18 protein-coding genes are annotated in these 18,906 nt (G+C 36.9%); 4 read left to right on the top strand and 14 right to left on the bottom strand.

All coding sequences use genetic code 11. The annotated features are described in order from the left end of the window. Positions 1-32: 32 nt before the first annotated feature. Positions 33-329, bottom strand: coding sequence for a thiamine-binding protein (locus tag MM236_RS16615; RefSeq protein WP_241276118.1), 297 nt, complete (start codon positions 327-329; stop codon positions 33-35). Further along, positions 326-991, bottom strand: coding sequence for a GDSL-type esterase/lipase family protein (locus MM236_RS16620; protein ID WP_241276119.1), 666 nt, complete (start codon positions 989-991; stop codon positions 326-328). Before MM236_RS16620 ends, MM236_RS16615 begins: the two co-directional genes overlap by 4 nt. Positions 992-1,265: 274 nt before the next feature. Here MM236_RS16620 and MM236_RS16625 point away from each other — a divergent pair, with 274 nt between their 5' ends. Then, a complete protein-coding gene (locus tag MM236_RS16625; RefSeq protein ID WP_241276120.1) occupies positions 1,266-2,279 on the top strand; it encodes a DUF4407 domain-containing protein in 1,014 nt (337 codons plus the stop codon). A 17-nt stretch (positions 2,280-2,296) separates the two neighbouring features. Here MM236_RS16625 and MM236_RS16630 read toward each other — a convergent pair whose 3' ends face one another. Next, entirely contained in the window at positions 2,297-3,055 is a 759-nt protein-coding gene (locus MM236_RS16630) for a DUF5995 family protein (RefSeq protein ID WP_241276121.1), read from the bottom strand. Beyond that, positions 3,056-3,784, bottom strand: a complete 729-nt coding sequence (locus MM236_RS16635) for a VIT1/CCC1 transporter family protein (RefSeq protein ID WP_241276122.1) — start codon at positions 3,782-3,784, stop codon at positions 3,056-3,058. Between the two features lie 102 nt (positions 3,785-3,886). On the opposite strand from MM236_RS16635, the gene MM236_RS16640 reads away from it, so the two are divergent. Continuing rightward, positions 3,887-4,114, top strand: a complete 228-nt coding sequence (locus MM236_RS16640; RefSeq protein ID WP_241276123.1) for a hypothetical protein — start codon at positions 3,887-3,889, stop codon at positions 4,112-4,114. A gap of 138 nt (positions 4,115-4,252) precedes the next feature. On the opposite strand, the gene MM236_RS16645 is transcribed toward MM236_RS16640, so the two are convergent. Both MM236_RS16645 and MM236_RS16650 read right to left on the bottom strand, forming a co-directional pair. Beyond that, positions 4,253-4,669 carry a DUF779 domain-containing protein gene (locus tag MM236_RS16645; protein WP_241276124.1) on the bottom strand — a complete coding sequence of 139 codons (417 nt, stop codon included), beginning with the start codon at positions 4,667-4,669 and terminating at the stop codon, positions 4,253-4,255. Between the two features lie 285 nt (positions 4,670-4,954). Next, positions 4,955-6,481, bottom strand: a complete 1,527-nt coding sequence (locus MM236_RS16650; RefSeq protein ID WP_241276125.1) for an aldehyde dehydrogenase family protein — start codon at positions 6,479-6,481, stop codon at positions 4,955-4,957. A 337-nt stretch (positions 6,482-6,818) separates the two neighbouring features. Here MM236_RS16650 and MM236_RS16655 point away from each other — a divergent pair, with 337 nt between their 5' ends. Beyond that, positions 6,819-7,736 carry an AraC family transcriptional regulator gene (locus MM236_RS16655; RefSeq protein ID WP_241276126.1) on the top strand — a complete coding sequence of 306 codons (918 nt, stop codon included), beginning with the start codon at positions 6,819-6,821 and terminating at the stop codon, positions 7,734-7,736. A gap of 382 nt (positions 7,737-8,118) precedes the next feature. On the opposite strand, the gene MM236_RS16660 is transcribed toward MM236_RS16655, so the two are convergent. The 6 genes from MM236_RS16660 to MM236_RS16685 form a co-directional block, all read right to left on the bottom strand. After that, the gene (locus tag MM236_RS16660; RefSeq protein WP_241276127.1) at positions 8,119-9,888 is read right to left on the bottom strand and encodes an SLC13 family permease; all 1,770 of its coding nucleotides are present in this window, start codon (positions 9,886-9,888) and stop codon (positions 8,119-8,121) included. Positions 9,889-9,912: 24 nt separating this feature from the next. Continuing rightward, positions 9,913-10,740 (bottom strand): ZIP family metal transporter, encoded by an 828-nt coding sequence (locus MM236_RS16665; protein WP_241276128.1) that lies wholly within the window; start codon positions 10,738-10,740, stop codon positions 9,913-9,915. Positions 10,741-10,957: 217 nt separating this feature from the next. Continuing rightward, positions 10,958-11,491 (bottom strand): hypothetical protein, encoded by a 534-nt coding sequence (locus tag MM236_RS16670; protein ID WP_241276129.1) that lies wholly within the window; start codon positions 11,489-11,491, stop codon positions 10,958-10,960. A gap of 18 nt (positions 11,492-11,509) precedes the next feature. After that, a complete protein-coding gene (locus MM236_RS16675; protein ID WP_241276130.1) occupies positions 11,510-11,986 on the bottom strand; it encodes a nucleoside deaminase in 477 nt (158 codons plus the stop codon). A gap of 502 nt (positions 11,987-12,488) precedes the next feature. Next, positions 12,489-13,223 carry a LytR/AlgR family response regulator transcription factor gene (locus tag MM236_RS16680; RefSeq protein WP_241276131.1) on the bottom strand — a complete coding sequence of 245 codons (735 nt, stop codon included), beginning with the start codon at positions 13,221-13,223 and terminating at the stop codon, positions 12,489-12,491. Continuing rightward, on the bottom strand, positions 13,220-14,290 hold the full coding sequence (locus MM236_RS16685) for a sensor histidine kinase (protein WP_241276132.1): 1,071 nt from the start codon (positions 14,288-14,290) through the stop codon (positions 13,220-13,222). Before MM236_RS16685 ends, MM236_RS16680 begins: the two co-directional genes overlap by 4 nt. A gap of 345 nt (positions 14,291-14,635) precedes the next feature. On the opposite strand from MM236_RS16685, the gene MM236_RS16690 reads away from it, so the two are divergent. Continuing rightward, entirely contained in the window at positions 14,636-17,149 is a 2,514-nt protein-coding gene (locus MM236_RS16690) for a TonB-dependent receptor (RefSeq protein WP_241276133.1), read from the top strand. Positions 17,150-17,319: 170 nt separating this feature from the next. Here MM236_RS16690 and MM236_RS16695 read toward each other — a convergent pair whose 3' ends face one another. Together MM236_RS16695 and MM236_RS16700 are read right to left on the bottom strand one after the other, a co-directional pair. After that, positions 17,320-18,300, bottom strand: a complete 981-nt coding sequence (locus MM236_RS16695; RefSeq protein WP_241276134.1) for a pyruvate dehydrogenase complex E1 component subunit beta — start codon at positions 18,298-18,300, stop codon at positions 17,320-17,322. Positions 18,301-18,422: 122 nt separating this feature from the next. Next, the gene (locus tag MM236_RS16700; protein WP_241276135.1) at positions 18,423-18,842 is read right to left on the bottom strand and encodes a rhodanese-like domain-containing protein; all 420 of its coding nucleotides are present in this window, start codon (positions 18,840-18,842) and stop codon (positions 18,423-18,425) included. Positions 18,843-18,906: the final 64 nt, after the last annotated feature.

Consider the following 18,906-nt stretch of genomic DNA (forward strand, 5'->3'; position numbering starts at 1 on the left):
TTTGATTTAAAAATTAGGTTGAAAATTTAAATTTACTTGTACTTTTCAATTTTATCTGAGATGAAAACATCTTCGTTATTTCTTATTTGAATTCGGTAATAAACCAAAACTTCTTCAGCTCCAGCTTTGAAAACTGCTTCTTGAGCATTTCTGGCGATCTTCATTAATTCGTCTTGCTCACCTTCCATTACTGTTTCGAATGGAGTGACTACATAGGGAATACCCGAATTTTTGATCACTTCAATTGCTTTATCTACGAGTTCATAGCTGTCAATGGATTTGCTTTTTGGGACGATTTGAATTCCGAGATTTACAATGTTTTTTTTCATAGGTGTGGGGTTATTTTGTTTGCCCAGATGGCATAACCTTTTTTATTCATGTGTAATTTGTCCTGAACAAATAGACCTTCTTTTGGTCTCCCATTTTCGTCTAGCATTTCATCCCAGATATTGATAAAAGTCATGTTCCCTAACTGCTGGCATAAGGCTAATGTTTTTTCATTCAATTGTTCGAATTGTTTCTGCTTTTCCCATCTGCTAGGACTTGGTTTGGCACTGATGAAGAATAATTCAGTATTAGGGTTATGCGAAATGATTTTCTTGTAAAGCGCTTTATACTCTTGCAAAATTTGCTTAACAGCTTTTCCCTCTTGGATATCATTTTCTCCTACATAAATGAAAACCTTGGAAGGAGAATAGCGAAGGATCGTCTCTTCGATATAAAACAGTAGTTCATGTGTCTGTGACCCACCAAATCCAGTGTTTATAATTTTATTGTTTGGAATATCCTCTTCCAAATTTTCCCAAAGCCGAATGCTTGAACTTCCTGTAAAGACAATTCCTCCTTTTTGGTATGAATTTTCTGGGTATTTGTCTAAAATAGAATTGATTTCATTCTGGAAAGGCTGACCTTGAGCGTATCCATTGAATGCTATAAACAATAGAAAGAAAAAGGCTAGAAATAAATTTCTGTACTTGAGGAGGGGTTTCATCAATAGGGTTGGTTTTGGTGGTGAATTTGACTAGTCTTTTGTTTCATTTCTGAACTATGACTGTCCGAAATTGGGATTTTAAGTGTTGTTAAGATACGCTTATTGTGATTTGTAATTGATGTTAATCAAGTTTATGTCACAGAAATGTATGCTTTCAAGTTGTTTTCGCCCTATTTTGTCACATTTTAAATGTTTTCTATATAGAAGCGATTGGTTTTGTAGATGATTAGTCCGTTTTTTGAGATAACAACTCTATTATTTTAGAAACACATTTATGAAAAAAGTCACTCAATTCTTTTGGTTTTGTAGCGGAGCCAATTTCAATTTGCTGAAAAAGGCTCCTACAGATGGGAATAAATTTTTTGGAATTGGAGGCACAATTTTCTTTACTGGATTGCTTGCCACCATCTCGGCAGGTTACGCTTTGATGACTGTTTTTCAATCGATTTGGTACGCGATTGGATTTGGGATTATTTGGGGTTTGATGATCTTCAATCTTGATAGGTTTATTGTGTCCAGTATGAGAAAAAGAGCGAAATCTTGGTCAGAATGGAAGATGGCAATTCCTAGATTGATAATGGCTGTGATCTTGGCTTTGGTTATTTCCAAACCTTTGGAGTTGAAGATTTTTGAAAGGGAAATTAACAGGAAGTTGGATGAGAAAAAATCCGAAATGATCGCTCAAAGCAAGGAGTCTTTGAAAAATGGATTCAAAGAAATCGATGAGCTTGAAGTTCGAAAAGACAGTCTAAAATCTGAATTGGGAAATGCAGTCAAATATCGAGACAGATTGCAACAAGAATACGACTACGAAAGATTTGGAACTAAAACTGACGGGACTAGTGGTCTCGTTGGATTGGGTTCAAATGCCAAAAAGAAAGAACAACAGCTTGATGCTGCTCAAAGAAGTTTGGATTTATTGAATCAGACCTATCAGGAAAAAATAGATTTGATAGATGAGGAGATCAAGAGATATGTTTCTTTGAGAGAAGCTGAATTTGCTAAAATACAGCCAAACATCGATGGTTTCGATGGGATGGCTGCAAGAATTGATGCATTGTCGATTTTGACCCAAGAAAGTCAAGCGATGAAAATGGCAAACTTGATGATTGTTTTGCTTTTTATAGCGGTAGAGACTGCTCCGATTTTTGTCAAATTGATTTCTCCACGAGGGCCTTATGACGATCTTCTGGATTTGGCAGAAAAAGGAGTGGAAGTATATACCAGCGAGCAAACTGTCAAATTGGTTAAGAGAAGCGAGTGGCGACAAAGAGCTTTTTCTGATTAAAAGAAATACTTTTAGAATCAAGAAACAGCATCTTTGGCTACTTGATCAAGTCTTTTCATATTGTTGCTAACTGATCTCCATTCGCTCAAACTTATAATCGCTATGATCCTGCTAAGCCTAGTCCCGGGATTCACCATGCCTTCTGCTAACCCTGCTATCACCTGATCTCTCAATGCGATGCAGGAATTTCTATCATCATGCGAAAAGTACTCGTTTGCAAACTTCCAGGCTCCCTCTCTCGCAAGTTTGATACTGAAATTCACCAAAATCTCGTCCCTTCCTTTGGCAAAGCGAATGAGTAATTTGAATAGTGGTGATATAGCTCCAATATTGTTTTTCACACCATCTACCAATTCTGAAAGTACATTGTTGATAATCACAAAATCATTTTGGATGGTGAGCAAGTTTTTTTCTCCAACCGTTTCCACTGCTGCTATACCCAGATCTAGGTTGATATGCGCATTGATACCCAAAAGCAAGTGTTGGAGAACAATGTGTTTTGTGTTTTTGGCAGCATCAAAACTGATTTTCCAACAAACCGTCAACCCCGCTCCATTTTGATAAGCTTCATAAGCATCGATAAATCTCTTTGCAAAGATCACGTCAAGCTTTTCCATTCTTGGATTGTCTTCAAATTCACCCTTCAAAATGCCTTCTTTGACCCGGATCGTGACTTGTCTGTAGAGAATGGCAAAGTAACCCAGACGTGATTCTTTTGCGGCACATTCTGTCACAATTTCATCCATTCGTGCTATTACATCATCTATCGTTTTCATCTAGCTATTCGTTATTAAAGATTCCAAAAAATCTCCTACATAATATGCAACCAAAGCTGCGAGAAAACCTAATGCCAAGGTTTCACCAATACTTTTGAAAATGTTTGTTTGATTGACGAAACTTTTGAGCCAACCTACTGTAGTAAAGGCAATCCCTGTAAATATACTTGTCCATAGGAATACATCAAAACTTGTCTCTTGAAAGAAATCATAAACATAGATCATCAATGGAATAAAACCGACCACTATAAATGAAATCAATGTTGCCAAGCCGATCTTGAATGGACTTTTGGTTTCTTCCATCATATTGAGCTCGTCTTTCATCATTTCGTCTACCCAACGATCTTTATCTGCAGTAATGACGTCCACTACTTTTTGTAACAAATCACCTTCAAACCCTTTGTTTCGGTATATTTCTTCGATTTCCTCACGCTCTTTTTGAGGTAAGTTATCCACTTCCCAATATTCAATAGCCTTGTGTTTGTCAAAATTTTCCTGATCTGATTTGGAAGAAAGAAACGCCCCCACAGACATCGAAAAACCATCTGCCAGCAAGTTGGCAAATCCGAGGATAATAATGATCGAAGGGTCAAGGTTGGCGCCGACAGCACCAGCCACCACTGCAAAAGTTGTCACAGCGCCATCAATGCCGCCATAAACGAATTCCCTCAGATATACTTGGATGTTGCCAATAAATGAAATCTCCTGATGTAATTTTGTCTCTTTCATACTTTTAAATTAAGGAAAAAAGGAGGTTTTGTAACAAGAGAAAAATAAAATGCTGTAATTTGGAATGCGTCTTATTCTAAAAATCCATCAAATAGTAACATTATGGAAAAAGCAAAAAAAATAATTATAGGAACCCTCTTGATATTTTTTGGGATTATCCTGATTGATTATGTGATAGAAGTACTTTTTAGAGGTACTGAATTTGTGGTATGGAAAACATACATTACTACTCTCAGAGTTTGGCTTACAAGGCTGATAATCTCAATTGCTTTGGCTTTTTATAATGTATGGAAGCAGGAGAAAAGAGAAAATGCGAAAAAAATGGATTAAGGTGGTGTTTTAATGAACCTCAGTTTTTTGGGGAGTAACCATTAGTAATGCTTATATCATTTTTGTTTTTGCACTTTTACTAATCGATTGAAAACCAATAGCTATTTCCGAAAGAGACATAGGGATTAAGGTTGGAATTCATTTTAACTCATTTTCTTCAAGTATTTCCTCTCCAGTTTTGGTAGGGATAAGATTTTCTAATTCTTCTGTGGTAAAAAGCCTAGATCGAATCATAAACCTGATTCCCATTGGAATTTCTATTGAAAAGCTACTTCCTCTACCAGGTGTGATGTCTAGGGTGAGTTGGGTGTGTTTCCAATATTCAAATTGATCTTGATTCATAAAAAAATCACAGCCATAGACATTACCAAGCCAAATATCACTTGCACCAACTTTGAAATCTCCTTTTTCGAAGCACATAGGGGACGATCCGTCACAGCAACCGCCACTTTGGTGAAACATCAGGTCTGTACCAAATCTTTTTCTCAAAGTGTCGATCGTCTCTTTGGCAGCGTCGGAAATGAGTACTCTAGGAACATGTTTGTTATCAGACATTTGTTTTTGGTTGTCATGGTTGTAAAATAGAAACCTTTGAGGTCTATTTCAGACCTCGAAGGTTTCTAGAATCTAGCAAAATTTCAATTTTCTAATAGGCTTGATAGGGCATGGAAAATCTTTGCTTTCTTTTAAAGACCTCAAAGATTTTCTTCGTGCCCAAATCCTGAATTTTTCTACATTGTCTTTTGCTTTATAGAAATAACCTTTCAGGTTTCGTGCCCGCATTCCTTGAAGACTCGTGCTTTTGATGAAAACTGAAAGGTTGAAGGATATTAGAATTTTCTAAAAGAATCCAAGCTTATTCTTATCATAAGAAATTAACATGTTCTTGGTCTGACGATAATGATCAAGCATCATAAGGTGGTTCTCTCTTCCGAAGCCAGATTTTTTATATCCACCAAATGGCGCATGAGCAGGGTAATTATGATAGCAGTTCACCCAGACACGCCCTGCTTGAATAGCTCTCGGTACTTGATACAATTCATGTGCATCTCTTGACCATAAGCCAGCACCAAGACCATACATGGTGTCGTTTGCGATTTCTATTGCTTCTTCTGTGGTTTTGAAAGTTGTGACAGATACTACTGGACCAAAGATTTCTTCTTGGAAAATCCGCATTTTGTTATTCCCTTTGAAAATGGTTGGCTGAATGTAGTAACCTGTTTCCAGACCTGAGTTCAAACTGGCTTTTTCTCCGCCGCATAGAACCTCAGCACCCTCTTGCTTTCCGATATCCATATAGGATAGGATTTTTTCATATTGATCATTAGATGCTTGAGCTCCCATCATTGTGTCTTCAGCAAGCGGATGTCCCATTTTGATGGCTTTGGTTCGCTCTATTACCTTTTCCATAAATACATCGTAAATATCTTCATGAACCAATATTCTGGAAGGGCAAGTGCAAATTTCGCCTTGATTTAATGCAAACATCACAGCACCTTCTACTGCTTTATCGAAAAACTCATCATCAGCATCAGCTACAGATTTCATAAAGATGTTTGGAGATTTACCACCAAGTTCCATGGTGACTGGAATCAGGTTTTCAGATGCATATTGCATGATCAATCTACCTGTAGTAGTCTCGCCAGTGAATGAAACTTTGGCAATTCTTGGTGATGATGCCAAAGGCTTGCCAGCTTCTGGACCAAACCCAGTTACTACATTCAGAACCCCCGGAGGAAGGACGTCTGCAATCAGTTCCATTAGTACCATGATACTTGTTGGGGTTTGTTCTGCTGGTTTTACTACTGTACAACATCCAGCTGCTAAAGCAGGTGCGATTTTCCAGGTGGCCATTAGTAGAGGGAAGTTCCAAGGTATAATTTGCCCGACTACACCTAAGGGTTCGTGGAGAGCAATACTTACAGTGTGTTCGTCATGCTCCGAAATCGAACTTTCATCTGCACGGATTACCCCAGCGAAATATCTAAAATGATCAATCACTAAAGGTAGATCAGCTGCACGGGTTTCTCGTAATGCTTTGCCATTGTCTATAGTTTCTACTCTAGCCAGCATTTCCAAGTTTTCTTCTATGATATCGGCGACTTTGTTCAAAAGCTTGCTACGTTGGGCAGGAGAAGTTTTGGACCAAGATGGGAAAGCAGCATGTGCCGCGTCAAGGGCCAAATCCACATCAGCTTTGTTGCCCCTGGCAGCTTTCGCAAATGGTTTTCCGTCGATAGGAGAGATGTTATCAAAATATTCACCTGAGGATGGTGCTACCCACTTTCCTCCAATAAAATGGTCGTATTTTTCTTTGATTTTTGGCCTTTCTACGGGCTTTGATTGAGATAATGTTAGTGTTGACATATGATTTTTATCTTGGGTTTTTTCAAAGTTCTTTAATAATTTGATGAAAAAATCAACCTATTAAATCATATTATCAACCTGAGGTGAGGTGTCATTTGATTGACATTGTGTTTGAATTGATTTTGGAAGATTGCTTATCTATAATTAAGCTTAAGGACATGTGTTTGTCCTTTTTATTTGAAATCTAAACTTTAGTTATATGGCTATGAAGCTTGCGTGATAAACTAGCCAAAAAAAAATACTGCAACCCTGAAGTGTAAAATTTTGTTTATAATATTTCTTAATGATTGACATAATTGATAACTTTAAAAAGCCCAATAACCTAAAAACCAAAGAAATGTCGAGCAATTTTATAGCAGGAGTACCTTGGAGATCAGATAGAGATCTAAAGACACTTGTAGAAAACCGGACTACTTACACTTTAAACAATTGCGAGTTAAATATTTTTGAAACACATCAAGAAGCAAAAGATGTCAATTTGGTGTTTGGTGATTTGGTTTTGACTACGATGCTGAAGGGCAAGAAGGTTATGCATCTTTTTGATAAAGCAGGTTTTGATTACTTGCCAGGAGAATCAGTAATTGTACCACCAAATGAGTTGATGAAAATTGATTTCCCTGAAGCTAAGTTTGATAATCCTACGCAATGCATAGCATTATCCATTTCTCAGGAGATGATCGAAAATACATTTAATTTGCTCAATGAAAGGTTCCCTGATAAGATCCTTTCGGAAGATTGGGGTTTGGACTTGTCTAATTTTCATATGATAAACACACAAGACCTGTCAGAGATCATCAATAGATTTATCAGAATTGGTGTAAAAGAAAGGTCAAAGGAAAAAGATGTAATCGCAACTTTAGCATTGAAAGAGCTGCTGATTCGTCTTACTCAGACCCAAGCTAGGGAAATGCTTGAAAAGACGTATAAACAATTGGCGTCAAGCAATAGGCTAGCGCACGTTGTTGATTATATAAAGAAAAATATAAGAGAAAATCTTACGCTGGAAGTTTTAAGTGCCAAAGCTTGTATGAGTAAGGCTCATTTTTCTAGGTCCTTTAAAAATGAACTTGGAATGTCTCCAATGGAATATATCCTAAAACAACGTCTTAATTTAGCAAAGAATTATCTTCGGATGGCGAACTATCAAATCCAAGAAGTTTGTTTTATGGCAGGTTTCAATAATATAACCTATTTTATACGTGCCTTTAAATCAGAATTTGGAACCACTCCCAAGGTTTTTCAAAATTCTATCTAAATACAGTAGAATCATTGGTCTTCGTTATTTATCAAAAAAATATTGTAGAAGTTTTTTGCCATTTGTTATGTTTTTGTTATGTTTATAAAAATTTGGTAGTGAAAAAACTTTAAAAGTTGAGGATTTACCAAACGAAATATGGCTGAGGTCAGTTACAAATAAACCCACTCAAGGAGTCTTTTACAAAGACTCCTTTTTTTATTGTTAAAATTTAAACGTGATTATTGAGTTTATGTGTATAAATTGAAAAAACTGGTTAAAATTTTAACCAGTTTTTTCAATTTATACATTTTTATATTTTTTTGACACCTTCTAATGAGCCAAAATGGGCTTTCAAGTTGTCTGAATAGGGTTTTTATACTTAAATTTCAAACTAGACTGGTCAGAGTGGCCAAAAAAGTAAGATCAACGGGATGCCTACCAAGATAAGGATTACTTCCAAAGGTGCCCCTAATCTTAGGTAATCCGTAAACTTATAACCTCCCGGTCCCATCACTAAAGTGTTGCTTTGGTGACCGATTGGCGTTAGAAATGCACAAGATCCGCCTACCGCAACAGCCATCAAGAAGGGTTCTATATTCACCTGCATTCCAGAAGCTATATTTACAGCAATAGGAGCCATCAGTACTACAGTAGCGGCATTGTTGATAATGTCTGAAAGACACATGGTGATAATCAAGACCAAACCTAATATCGTCCATGCGGGCATAGAGTCTTTGAATGTCAGTAATTTCTCAGCTATCCAACTTGCTCCACCTGATGTTTCGAGGGCAGTGCCGAGCGGAAGTAGAGCTCCCAATAAAATGATTACAGGCCAGTCTATAGATTTGTAAAGTTCCCTGATTGGAAAGATTTTGAAGATAACCATTAGCAACGCTGCTAGGGTGAAAGCAATCTGCACAGGTAACAAACCAGAGATGATCAAAGCCAATGATAAAGTGAATATCCCGACAGATAAAAGTATTTTTTTTGGTTGGCCTAAGTTCAGCTCTCTGTCGGCTAGCGGCAGGCATCCCATTCTTTCTATTGCTTCATCTACTTTATCTTGGTCTCCTTGGACTAAGAGGACATCGCCTACTTGGAATTTTACATGGTCAATCCGCTTGCTTATTTTTTGGTTTTGTCGAGAAATAGCCAACAGATTTATACCATACCTATAGCTTAGGTAAAGTTTAGCAGCAGTGGTATTGATGATATTTGAATTTGACATGACGACAGCTTCCACCAATAATATATTTTCAGGTTTGACTTCTTTTCCCGTTTCTTTTTCTTTACCGACCAAAGTTGTTTTTGAATCATCTATGAAGGATTTGATATCATCTGGATCGCCTTGAATTGTAATGACATCGTTCTCTCGAAAAACAAAATTTCTGCTAGGGGCATAGGTCATCTGTCCACCTCGGATAATATTTAGGATCTGAATATTGCCTTTTGTAAATTGGTGAATCGATCGGTGTGGTTCGTCTATTAATTTCGAGTCTTCGACAATCTGTACTTCGGTGATGTAATCATCGATTTTGAATTTGTTTTTTTCATCGTCATTTGATGCTCTTTTAGGGACAAATCTCCAGCCAACCAAAACTATAAATAGCAATCCAATAATAGCGAGTCCAACTCCAACAGGTGCAAAATCAAACATGGAAAATTTTTCCCCACCTTGTTCTGCCATAAATGTAGAAATGATAATATTTGGAGGTGTTCCTATCAAGGTGGTCATCCCTCCCAATAGGGAAGCAAAAGAGATAGGCATCAGATAGGAAGAAGGAGATTCTCCATTTTTATTTGCTATATGGATAGCCAGTGGCATTGTCATAGCTAAAGCTCCTACATTGTTCATAAAAGCGGAAGCAATACATACCATACCACATAGAATTGCTAACTGGACCGTGAAGGGGAAATTTTTCTCCATCAATAATTTGGCTAACCATTCTATCAATCCTGATTTTGCCAAACCATGGCTGACAATAAGGATCATAGCGACTGTAATGACTGCAGGGTGTGCAAAGCCATTGAAAGACTCGTCAGCTGGAATTAGCCCGGTAATTACTAACAACAATAGGCAAATGATTGCTACTAGATCATGCCTGAGTTTTCCCCATGAAAAAAGAAAAATTGCAAGAGCTAGAATACCAAATACTATTTCTTTTTCCATTTTTGATTGTTTGAAATGCCAGTTTTACCCTAATGCAACATCTAAGATCATCATCACTGTAAAGCCAGCCATGAATCCTAAAACTGCCAAATCAGTGTATTTATCTCTCTGTGTCTCGGGGATTACTTCTTCTACTACTACGAATATCATAGCTCCTGCAGCAAAAGAAAGTGCATATGGAAGGATGTTTTGCATGTAAATCACTGCTACGGCTCCGATCACTCCTGCTACAGGTTCTACTACAGCCGAAAGTTGCCCATACCAAAAGCTTTTTCTTCTACTTACCCCTTGCCTTCTCAAAGGCATGGATACAGCCATCCCTTCTGGGAAATTTTGAATTCCAATACCTATCGCAAGAGCGATTGCAGCAGATATGCTCGCTCCTTCCATTCCCATAGATGCAGCTCCAAAAAGTATGCCTACAGCAAGTCCCTCAGGTATATTGTGCAAGGTGATGGCAAGCAAAAGTAAGGTTGATTTATGCCATTTCGTCGCAACTCCCTCAGATTCACTCTTGTTGAAGTTGATGTGTAAGTGGGGCATAAATTTGTCCAAAGCAAAAATGAAAAACCCTCCAAGTAAAAAACCGACCGCAGCTGGAATCCATGGGTAATTTGGGAAAATATTTTCCGAATGCTTGATACTTGGTGCCAACAAGGACCAAAAACTAGCAGCAATCATCACGCCTCCTGTAAAGCCAAGAAGTGTATCAAAAACCGATCGCTTGACTTCTTTGAAAAAGAAAACCAAAGATGCTCCCAATGCTGTCACCAGCCAAGTGAAAGTAGTGGCTAAGAATGCAGATTTTACAGGGCCAAGTTCAAGTGCATAAACTTCTAGGGACTCTAACATAGGTTTAGGTTTCTACAAAAGTATCTATCTTTTTTCATTAAAATGACAATCAAAGCTTTTAACTATAATTCTGCCATAAAAATAATGATCATCAAAGAATTTTGAAAAAAGTATCTGATGCAAAAGATAATCTCCGGTTTTAATGGGGTTGTTAAAAATAAAAAAAAGAAGTCTCAGTCAAATTGACCGAGACTTCTGTTGAATTGAATGGTTAGATTCAATTACTCTGTGGTTCTTCTATTTCTATTTCAAGATTTAAAAGTTCTGGTTCAATTTCTAATAATTCCGGAGCTTCCTCATTTGATATTTTTCCTCTTTCAACCAATTCTGCAATCATATCCATTTGCATGGTCATATCTAATCCTTCTTTATGATCTTTTTGGAACTTTTCCAGCAATTCATCATCTGAAAGATCAGAATATCGTTCTTTTCTTTTTTCTTTGAGTTGATTTTTTTTCTCAATTAGAAGAGTTTCTTGCCTCTCTTCCATTTTGCTTTTCCAGTCACTTACATAGTCATCTGTTAGTGTTGTGCCAAAAAAGGGAGTCTCATCGATGGCAACAGTTTCTTTTGTACCATCTTTGTGTACCAATACAAACTCTTCATCTGTTTCTTCTAGCAAATATTCATCGCCATTATCAACATCGATGATTTTATCATCTTGATAAATGTAACGCTCTTCTACAGATTTTTCTTGGCTACATGCCAAAAGCATAGAAGTACTTAGGATTGTAATCATTAACTTTTTCATGTCTAAATTTCTTTTTGATTAATATAAAGTTTTATTTTCTTTTGCCATCCAATTTTGAAATACAACCTTTGCTTCGTCTTTCATCAGTTGATGGAATTTTATCTTCCGGTTATCTATGGGTTTATCCAATTCCTCATAAATGAACTGATCGTCAAAACCAGCTTCCGCAGCATCTTCTTTTGAGTTGGCATAAAAGACTGCTTTTGGCCGTGCCCAATAGATAGCGCCAAGGCACATTGGGCATGGTTCACAGGAAGTGTAAATTTCACAATCTTCCAATTGGAAATTGCCTAGGTTTTGACAAGCGTCTCGAATCGCAACCACTTCTGCATGTGCAGTTGGATCATTGGTCGAGGAGACTGAATTTGCTCCTTTGCCTACTACCTTGCCATTATGCACAATAATACAGCCAAAAGGCCCACCTTTTCCCGAATCCATTCCCTTTTGGGACAAATCTATGGCCATTTTCATAAAAGTTTTTTGTTGTTCCGTCATGGAAATACTTGGTTTAGTTTTGTTTCTTGAAAAATATTCTACGGAGCAATAACGGGATATCGGGCAAATAGTTTAGTCTTTTTTCTATTTTTTAGATGTAAAATCAGTTTTAATGGAATAAAATTTTGTTTTTGCCTCTCCTGTTTATTGATGATATATTTTATGGAAATCCTCTTTCTGAATACCAGCCATTTAAAGTATTGTTTGGAGTAATTTCCAATCAACTGTGGTCTGATGACCATACCATGGGGCACAAGTTGTCGATGATTATTCGCATAAATTTATTTAAATGTATTTTGAAAAATTCACCTACTGATATCTTTGCGGATATTCACATACCTTTTTATGATTCTAAGCTTCTTTCTCATTAGCTTTAATTCGAAGGTTGATTGCTTGCATATGTTCAATATCGAGGAGTATCTAATATCAATTAATATCGGATCCAATTTAAATCAGGCTTTTCTTTGGTTTGTAGCAAAGTTCCGTATATCGATATTCCTTTTTATGCAATCCACTTGTTCAAGAATTGCATAAAGCCATCTTTATAATTTTCACTTATTGTCAATGTAGCACTTCCTATCTGTACTGTATTCCTAGAAACTGATTCAATATGGTCAAGGGCAATTATGTAAGACCTATGAATTCGCATGAATTTTTCAGAGGGCAACAATTCCTCCATGCTTTTGAGGCTTGTCAACGATAAAAGTGGGTTTGGTTTGTCATTCAGGTGTACTTTGACGTAGTCCTTGTAAGCTTCTACATAAGCGATATCCTTTAGCATAACCTTTACCAATTGGTACTCTACTTTTAGAAAAATAAAATCTGCTTTTGTATCTGATGTAGATTTTTCTGAATCAATTTTGTTTTCAAAGTATTGGTATGCTTTGGTCGTTGACTTTAAGAAATCTTCATAACTGTAAGGTTTGAGCAAATAGTCAAGTGCATCAACCTTATAACCTTCAATTGCAAATTGGTTGTAGGCAGTAGTGAAAATAATCCGGGGTTTATTTTCTCCTTTTTTTCCGTCGATGATTCTGGCAAGCTCCATTCCGGAAAGGTCTGGCATCTGGATATCCAAGAATATCAGATCAATCTCATTCTTATTAATAAATGTCAGAGCCTCTATAGCATTGTCAAAAGTCGCCTTAAGGTCTAAGAAAGAAGTTTGTTTGATAAACTTCTCCACCAAATCCAAAGCTAATGGCTCATCGTCTATGGAAATACAAGATATTTTCATCTCAGATTGATTTTTAGGATTACCTGATAGTTGTTTTCTTCGGTGTTGCTCTCTGTTTGAAGATCGTATCTTTGATCATAGAGTAAATCTAACCTTCTTTTTGTGTTTTGTAAGCCTATTCCACTGGCTTTTGATTCAGGGGAATTTTCGTTGGATTTGAAGATTTTGTTTTTGGTAGTTAGTATCAATTCCTTTTCGGTATATTCCAAAGCGATGAAGATAGCGCTTTCTTGCTGGGAGCTAATGCCGTGTTTGAAGCAATTTTCTATAAATGGCAAAAGAAGCATTGGGGCGATTACAGCTTCTTCGATTTTTTCAGGGATTTGGATTTCCAACTTTACTTTTGAAGAAATCCTTAGCTTCATCAATTCTATGAAATCTCGAATAAAATCAAGTTCCTTTGTCAATAGCGTATGGGTTTTTTCAGTTTCATAAAGAACATATCTCATCATTCTGCTCAACTTCAAAAGTGCTGTTTTGGCTTTCTCGACATCAATATTTGTCAAAGAATAAATGTTGTTAAGCGTGTTGAAGAAAAAATGCGGATTGATCTGTGCCTTCAGGTAATTCAGTTCAGAATTGATTTGTTGCTGATTTTGCTCAAGTCTCAATTTTTCGTCAGCCTGCCACTTTTGCACAGAGGCGATACTGGTACTGATTCCAACCGCCATTAAGAAAATCAAAAGCTGAGAAATATCCCAATAATAGTTTCTTGGTCTTGGAACGTAGGCAATATCTGGTCTAAATGCCTTGTGCATCAATTCTTGCAAATTGGTGTAATCATCATATGCGATGAGTGCTACTACGTAAACTAATCCAGCTATAAGGTTTATCAGCAAGAAAAGTGGGATTTTGTTTTTGAAGAGTACTTTTGGAATAAAGTAAAAATAATTCAGATAAAAAATGCTCAAAAGCATGGAAAAGTTGATGGCTTGCTTTACCCAATATTCGATAGGCCTTTCTACACCTGCAGAAAGGGGAGAGAGTACAAATATTACAAATCCAAACAATGCCCACCCAAGAAAATGAATAAGTATTGATATTTTTTGTTTGTCGTATGAAGCCATATTCTTAGAATATTGTGTTTTGCGTAAGTAAACAAAAATAAAATTCTGAATTTAAACTAATTCGATCTACGAACAGTGGGATTTTCACGCTGAAATACCAAAAACAAAAGATAAAACTTTTACTGAGATTTTGGATTTTCATTCATCAGGTTATTTTTCTTGTTGGTCGATGAAAAAGACCTTTCAGTCTATTTGATTTTTTTTTGATTCTAACTCAATGTTCCTTTGTTGTCGGATACTGACTTGATCAACTTCATGTGGGATTTAGTAATTCTACTTTGAACCTCTACCATGTCAAAAATCCCAATCTGACAAAGTAACTGAATATCATAATCAAATATCAAAATGAAGTATCAATTATTAATATTAACATTTTTACTGTTTGCAGCATCCTTTATTAATGTGATGGCACAGACAGGTTCTGGACAAAAGGTCGTTTACAGGATTTCAGGTAAAATTTTGGATGCAGATACAGACGAGCCTATACCTTATGCTGCAGCTTCTCTTTTGGATGCAGAGAGTATGCAAAGTGTCGCTGGTGCTGTAGCTGATTTAGATGGTGAGTTTTTTATTACTGGTTTCAAGGATGGGAGTTATATCCTTCAGTTAAGTTTTATAGGGTTTGAGTCGTTGAACTCTCAGCCGATTGAAGTAGCTCCAGGGAATACAGATATCAAATTAGGCAATTTGAAAATGTCTCAGGAGGCACTTGGTCTTGAAGAAGTGACTGTACAAGGTCAAAGATCGCTGATTGAAGAAAAAGTAGATCGTACAATATATAATGCGGAGAATGATAAAACGACTATTGGCGGTGATGCAAGTGATGTATTGAGAAGAGTGCCTATGCTATCAGTAGATTTGGATGGAAATGTTTCCATGAGAGGAAGTACAAATATTTTGGTCTTGATAGATGGAAAGCAATCCGCCATTGTTGCAAATAATATTGCGGATGCGCTAAAGCAAATCCCAGCTGAAGAAATCAAGTCTGTGGAGGTGATTACATCTCCATCTGCAAAATATGATGCCGAAGGTACAGGTGGGGTCTTGAATATCATCACCAAAAAGAATAACCTTCAAGGAGCTTCCTTAAACATCAATTCAAGTGCAGGTCTTAGAGGTTCCAATTTGGGGTTGAATGCGAGCTTAAAAAGAGGGAAAATGGGCTGGACGCTTGGTGGCTTTGGTAGAAGTGGATATAATATTTTGGGTTCTTTTGACAATACTCAAACATTGATGAATCCAGAAGGAGAAAATACTGTAATCAATCAAACTGCTGACACTAGAAACAACATGCTTTTTGGGAGATACAACTTGGGTTGGGATTATGAGTTGAATAAATATAATTTCCTGACAGCATCAGTAAGTGTAGGAGTGAGGAATATGAGAAACAGACAAGATGGTTTATTGACTGAGACCTTTGTAGAAGATATGCTGGAAAGTGCACTTTTGAGAGATGTAAATGTCGATAACTTATCGAATAATGTAGATGTTAATTTCAATTATACAAAGACTTTTGAGACACCACAGAAAGAGTTTAGTATTTCAGGACTGTACAGTAGAAGCAATAACAACAATGACTTTGTCAACAGCTTGTACAATGGGACATTCACGGATATAGCAAGCAGGATCAAAAACGAAAATCTTGGAATCAACGAGGAATTCACGATCCAATTGGATTATGTGACCCCAGTGGGTAATTCGGGTAACCAGATTTTGGAATATGGTGCAAAAAATATCTTGAGAAAAGCGATCAGTGAATTTGCCTTCTTCACAGCAGATGGATCTGATGGGGAGTTTCAGCAAGTGGATGATGTTGTTTTGTCAAACGAATTCAATTATGACCAGAATGTTACGGCGGGTTATGCATCTTATACTTTGGGCTTTTTGGAGAATTACACCGTAAAAGCTGGTTTAAGATATGAATACACCAATATCAATGCTGATTTCAAGAATTCAGAACTACCTGCAGATATCCCGTCTTATGGAACCTTTGTGCCTAGTGTAAATATCGGTAGAAAATTGGCCAATGGAAATATGATCAAGGCTGCTTACAACAGAAGGATTCAGCGTCCATCATTGCAGTTCTTGAATCCAAATATTGATCAAAGCAATCAACAGCAACAGTCCCAAGGAAATCCATTGTTGGATCCTGAATTGACTGATAATTATGAATTGGCTTACAGTACTTTTGTTGGTGGAAGCTCTTTGAATTTCACTTCTTATTTTAGAAATACTACAGGATCTATTCAGCCTGTAAGGACTGTAAGTGATAATGATGTGATCTTCACGACATTTGAAAATATAGGTAATGAAAGAGCTGTAGGTTTGAGTGTTTTTTCTAATATCAACATCTCGGGTAAGTTCTCGCTTAATGGAAGTATAGATTCCTATTATGCCATGTTGACAAACGGTTTGGAGAATCCAATGTTTGCAGCATCCAACGAAGGTTTTGTAGTGAGTGGTAGATTGTTTGGGAATTATACATTGCCAAAAAACTGGCAAATACAAGCATTCACATTTGCCAGAGGTAGAGCAGTACAGCTTCAAGGTTCAGCAGGTGGCTTTATGATGTATGGATTGAATCTTAATAAGCAATTCAATGAAAAGAGAGGAAGTATTGGTTTTGGAATGGAGAACTTCTTTACCAGAGAATTCCAAATCAGAAATGAATTGATAACTCCAACGATCATGCAGGAGAGTATCATTGGTATGAGGAATATGAATTTCAAGATTAACTTCTCTTACAGAATTGGTAAGCTTAGTGTAGAAGGAAGCAGGAGGAAGAAAAGAGGAGTTACCAATGACGATATGAAAGAAGGTGGTGATAGTGGTGCTGGTGCGGTTATGAATAGCAATTGAGAATTTGGTTTACGATAGATTCAAAAAACCACTCAGACCGAGTGGTTTTTTTTGTGAATTGGATAGAGTAGATTCCGTACTAATTTTTTTGAAATACTGCTTCAAAAATATTAAAAACAAAAAGCCTGCTAAGAAAATCCTAGCAGGCTTTTTACTGAATCTAATCAATTTTACTTTTTATACATTACTTGCTTTACAGCGTCAATAGTTCTTTTTACATTTGGAATTACTGCTTCAATGTAGGTAGGAGCATAACTCAACGGAACATCCATTGAATTGACTCTGATCACTGGTGAGTCCAGGTAATCAAATGCATTTCTTTGGATATTGTAAGTGAGTTCGGAGGAGATCGCAGCGATAGGGTTAGCTTCTTCTACCACAACACATCTGTTGGTCTTTTTAACTGACTCCAAGCAAGTGGCGTAATCGATAGGCCTTACAGTTCTCAAATCAATCACTTCTGCTTCGATACCGTCTTTTGCCAATTCCTCAGCTGCTTCCAAAGCTACTTTCATCATTTTTCCGAAAGAGATGATCGTAACATCTTTTCCCTTTCTTTTGATCTCAGCAACTCCTATTGGCAAAAGATATTCGCCTTCAGGAACTTCCCCTTTATCACCATACATCAATTCAGATTCCATAAATATAACAGGGTCGTTGTCTCTTATAGAGGCTTTCAAAAGGCCTTTTGCATCAAATGGATTTGATGGTACGACTACTTTCAGTCCTGGAGTGTTTGCAAACCAGTTTTCAAAATTGGAAGAGTGGGTAGCTCCCAATTGACCGGCATTTCCGGTAGCGCCTCTGAATACGATCGGTACATTATATGCACCGCCTGACATCGCGTACATTTTTGCTGCTGAGTTGATGATCTGATCAATTGCAACAAGAGAAAAGTTGAACGTCATGAATTCAATGATTGGTCTTAGTCCGTTCATCGCCGCACCAACGCCCAATCCGGAGAAACCAAGTTCTGCAATCGGTGTGTCATAGACTCTTTCAGGTCCAAACTCGTCCAACATGCCTTGGGATACTTTGTATGCTCCGTTATATTCTGCCACTTCTTCACCCATGAGAAACACGTTTTTGTCGCGTCTCATTTCTTCTGACATGGCTTCTCTTAATGCTTCTCTGAATTGTATAACTCTCATTTCTTAGTCAAAATTTTCGATCGTAAAAATAGAAAGTAATCGTTCAATTCCAAAACGCTACAGAGAACTTAAGGATATATTTTTGGATTGATCTTCTTTTATCTGATTTTTAATGTTTGATTTCAATCAGGTTTAGTGATTTCTTTCCCTGAATTTATCCAATTGTTCAGTCCTCCCTCAAGCATATATACTTTTTTGAAACCTAGTTCTTTCATTTTTTCTGTAGCGGGGATAGTTCTTTTCGCGGATCGACAGTACACGTAATAAGTTTTCTTTTTATTTAAACTTTCAAGTTTTGACTCAAATTCGCCACCTAAATAATCAGCAAAAACAGCATCTTTGATATGACCTTCATTCACCTCGTCAGGAGTTCTGATATCCAATATGACTGCTTTTCTTCCTTTTTTTGAAAGTTTTTCGAAATCATTAGCTGATAATGTTTTTACGTCCGACTGTGCATTAGACTGAATGGCATTGAAAGAAAGGGCGAAAAAAATGGAGAATAAGAATTTTATGATGCTGGTAGAGTTCGTGTTTTTCATCTTCATTTTTTATGGAGTTTAAATTACCCTAATTTAGCAAAGCTTTTGATAATTTTTACCATTC

Source organism: Belliella calami, from assembly GCF_022549695.1.
GTDB lineage: Bacteria > Bacteroidota > Bacteroidia > Cytophagales > Cyclobacteriaceae > Belliella > Belliella calami.

Bases quoted from the DNA above. Each gene is read 5' to 3' on its own strand.
- MM236_RS16615 (WP_241276118.1), bottom strand. From the start codon at position 329: ATGAAAAAAAACATTGTAAATCTCGGAATTCAAATCGTCCCAAAAAGC.
- MM236_RS16620 (WP_241276119.1), bottom strand. From the start codon at position 991: ATGAAACCCCTCCTCAAGTACAGAAATTTATTTCTAGCCTTTTTCTTT.
- MM236_RS16625 (WP_241276120.1), top strand. From the start codon at position 1,266: ATGAAAAAAGTCACTCAATTCTTTTGGTTTTGTAGCGGAGCCAATTTC.
- MM236_RS16630 (WP_241276121.1), bottom strand. From the start codon at position 3,055: ATGAAAACGATAGATGATGTAATAGCACGAATGGATGAAATTGTGACA.
- MM236_RS16635 (WP_241276122.1), bottom strand. From the start codon at position 3,784: ATGAAAGAGACAAAATTACATCAGGAGATTTCATTTATTGGCAACATC.
- MM236_RS16640 (WP_241276123.1), top strand. From the start codon at position 3,887: ATGGAAAAAGCAAAAAAAATAATTATAGGAACCCTCTTGATATTTTTT.
- MM236_RS16645 (WP_241276124.1), bottom strand. From the start codon at position 4,669: ATGTCTGATAACAAACATGTTCCTAGAGTACTCATTTCCGACGCTGCC.
- MM236_RS16650 (WP_241276125.1), bottom strand. From the start codon at position 6,481: ATGTCAACACTAACATTATCTCAATCAAAGCCCGTAGAAAGGCCAAAA.
- MM236_RS16655 (WP_241276126.1), top strand. From the start codon at position 6,819: ATGTCGAGCAATTTTATAGCAGGAGTACCTTGGAGATCAGATAGAGAT.
- MM236_RS16660 (WP_241276127.1), bottom strand. From the start codon at position 9,888: ATGGAAAAAGAAATAGTATTTGGTATTCTAGCTCTTGCAATTTTTCTT.
- MM236_RS16665 (WP_241276128.1), bottom strand. From the start codon at position 10,740: ATGTTAGAGTCCCTAGAAGTTTATGCACTTGAACTTGGCCCTGTAAAA.
- MM236_RS16670 (WP_241276129.1), bottom strand. From the start codon at position 11,491: ATGAAAAAGTTAATGATTACAATCCTAAGTACTTCTATGCTTTTGGCA.
- MM236_RS16675 (WP_241276130.1), bottom strand. From the start codon at position 11,986: ATGACGGAACAACAAAAAACTTTTATGAAAATGGCCATAGATTTGTCC.
- MM236_RS16680 (WP_241276131.1), bottom strand. From the start codon at position 13,223: ATGAAAATATCTTGTATTTCCATAGACGATGAGCCATTAGCTTTGGAT.
- MM236_RS16685 (WP_241276132.1), bottom strand. From the start codon at position 14,290: ATGGCTTCATACGACAAACAAAAAATATCAATACTTATTCATTTTCTT.
- MM236_RS16690 (WP_241276133.1), top strand. From the start codon at position 14,636: ATGAAGTATCAATTATTAATATTAACATTTTTACTGTTTGCAGCATCC.
- MM236_RS16695 (WP_241276134.1), bottom strand. From the start codon at position 18,300: ATGAGAGTTATACAATTCAGAGAAGCATTAAGAGAAGCCATGTCAGAA.
- MM236_RS16700 (WP_241276135.1), bottom strand. From the start codon at position 18,842: ATGAAAAACACGAACTCTACCAGCATCATAAAATTCTTATTCTCCATT.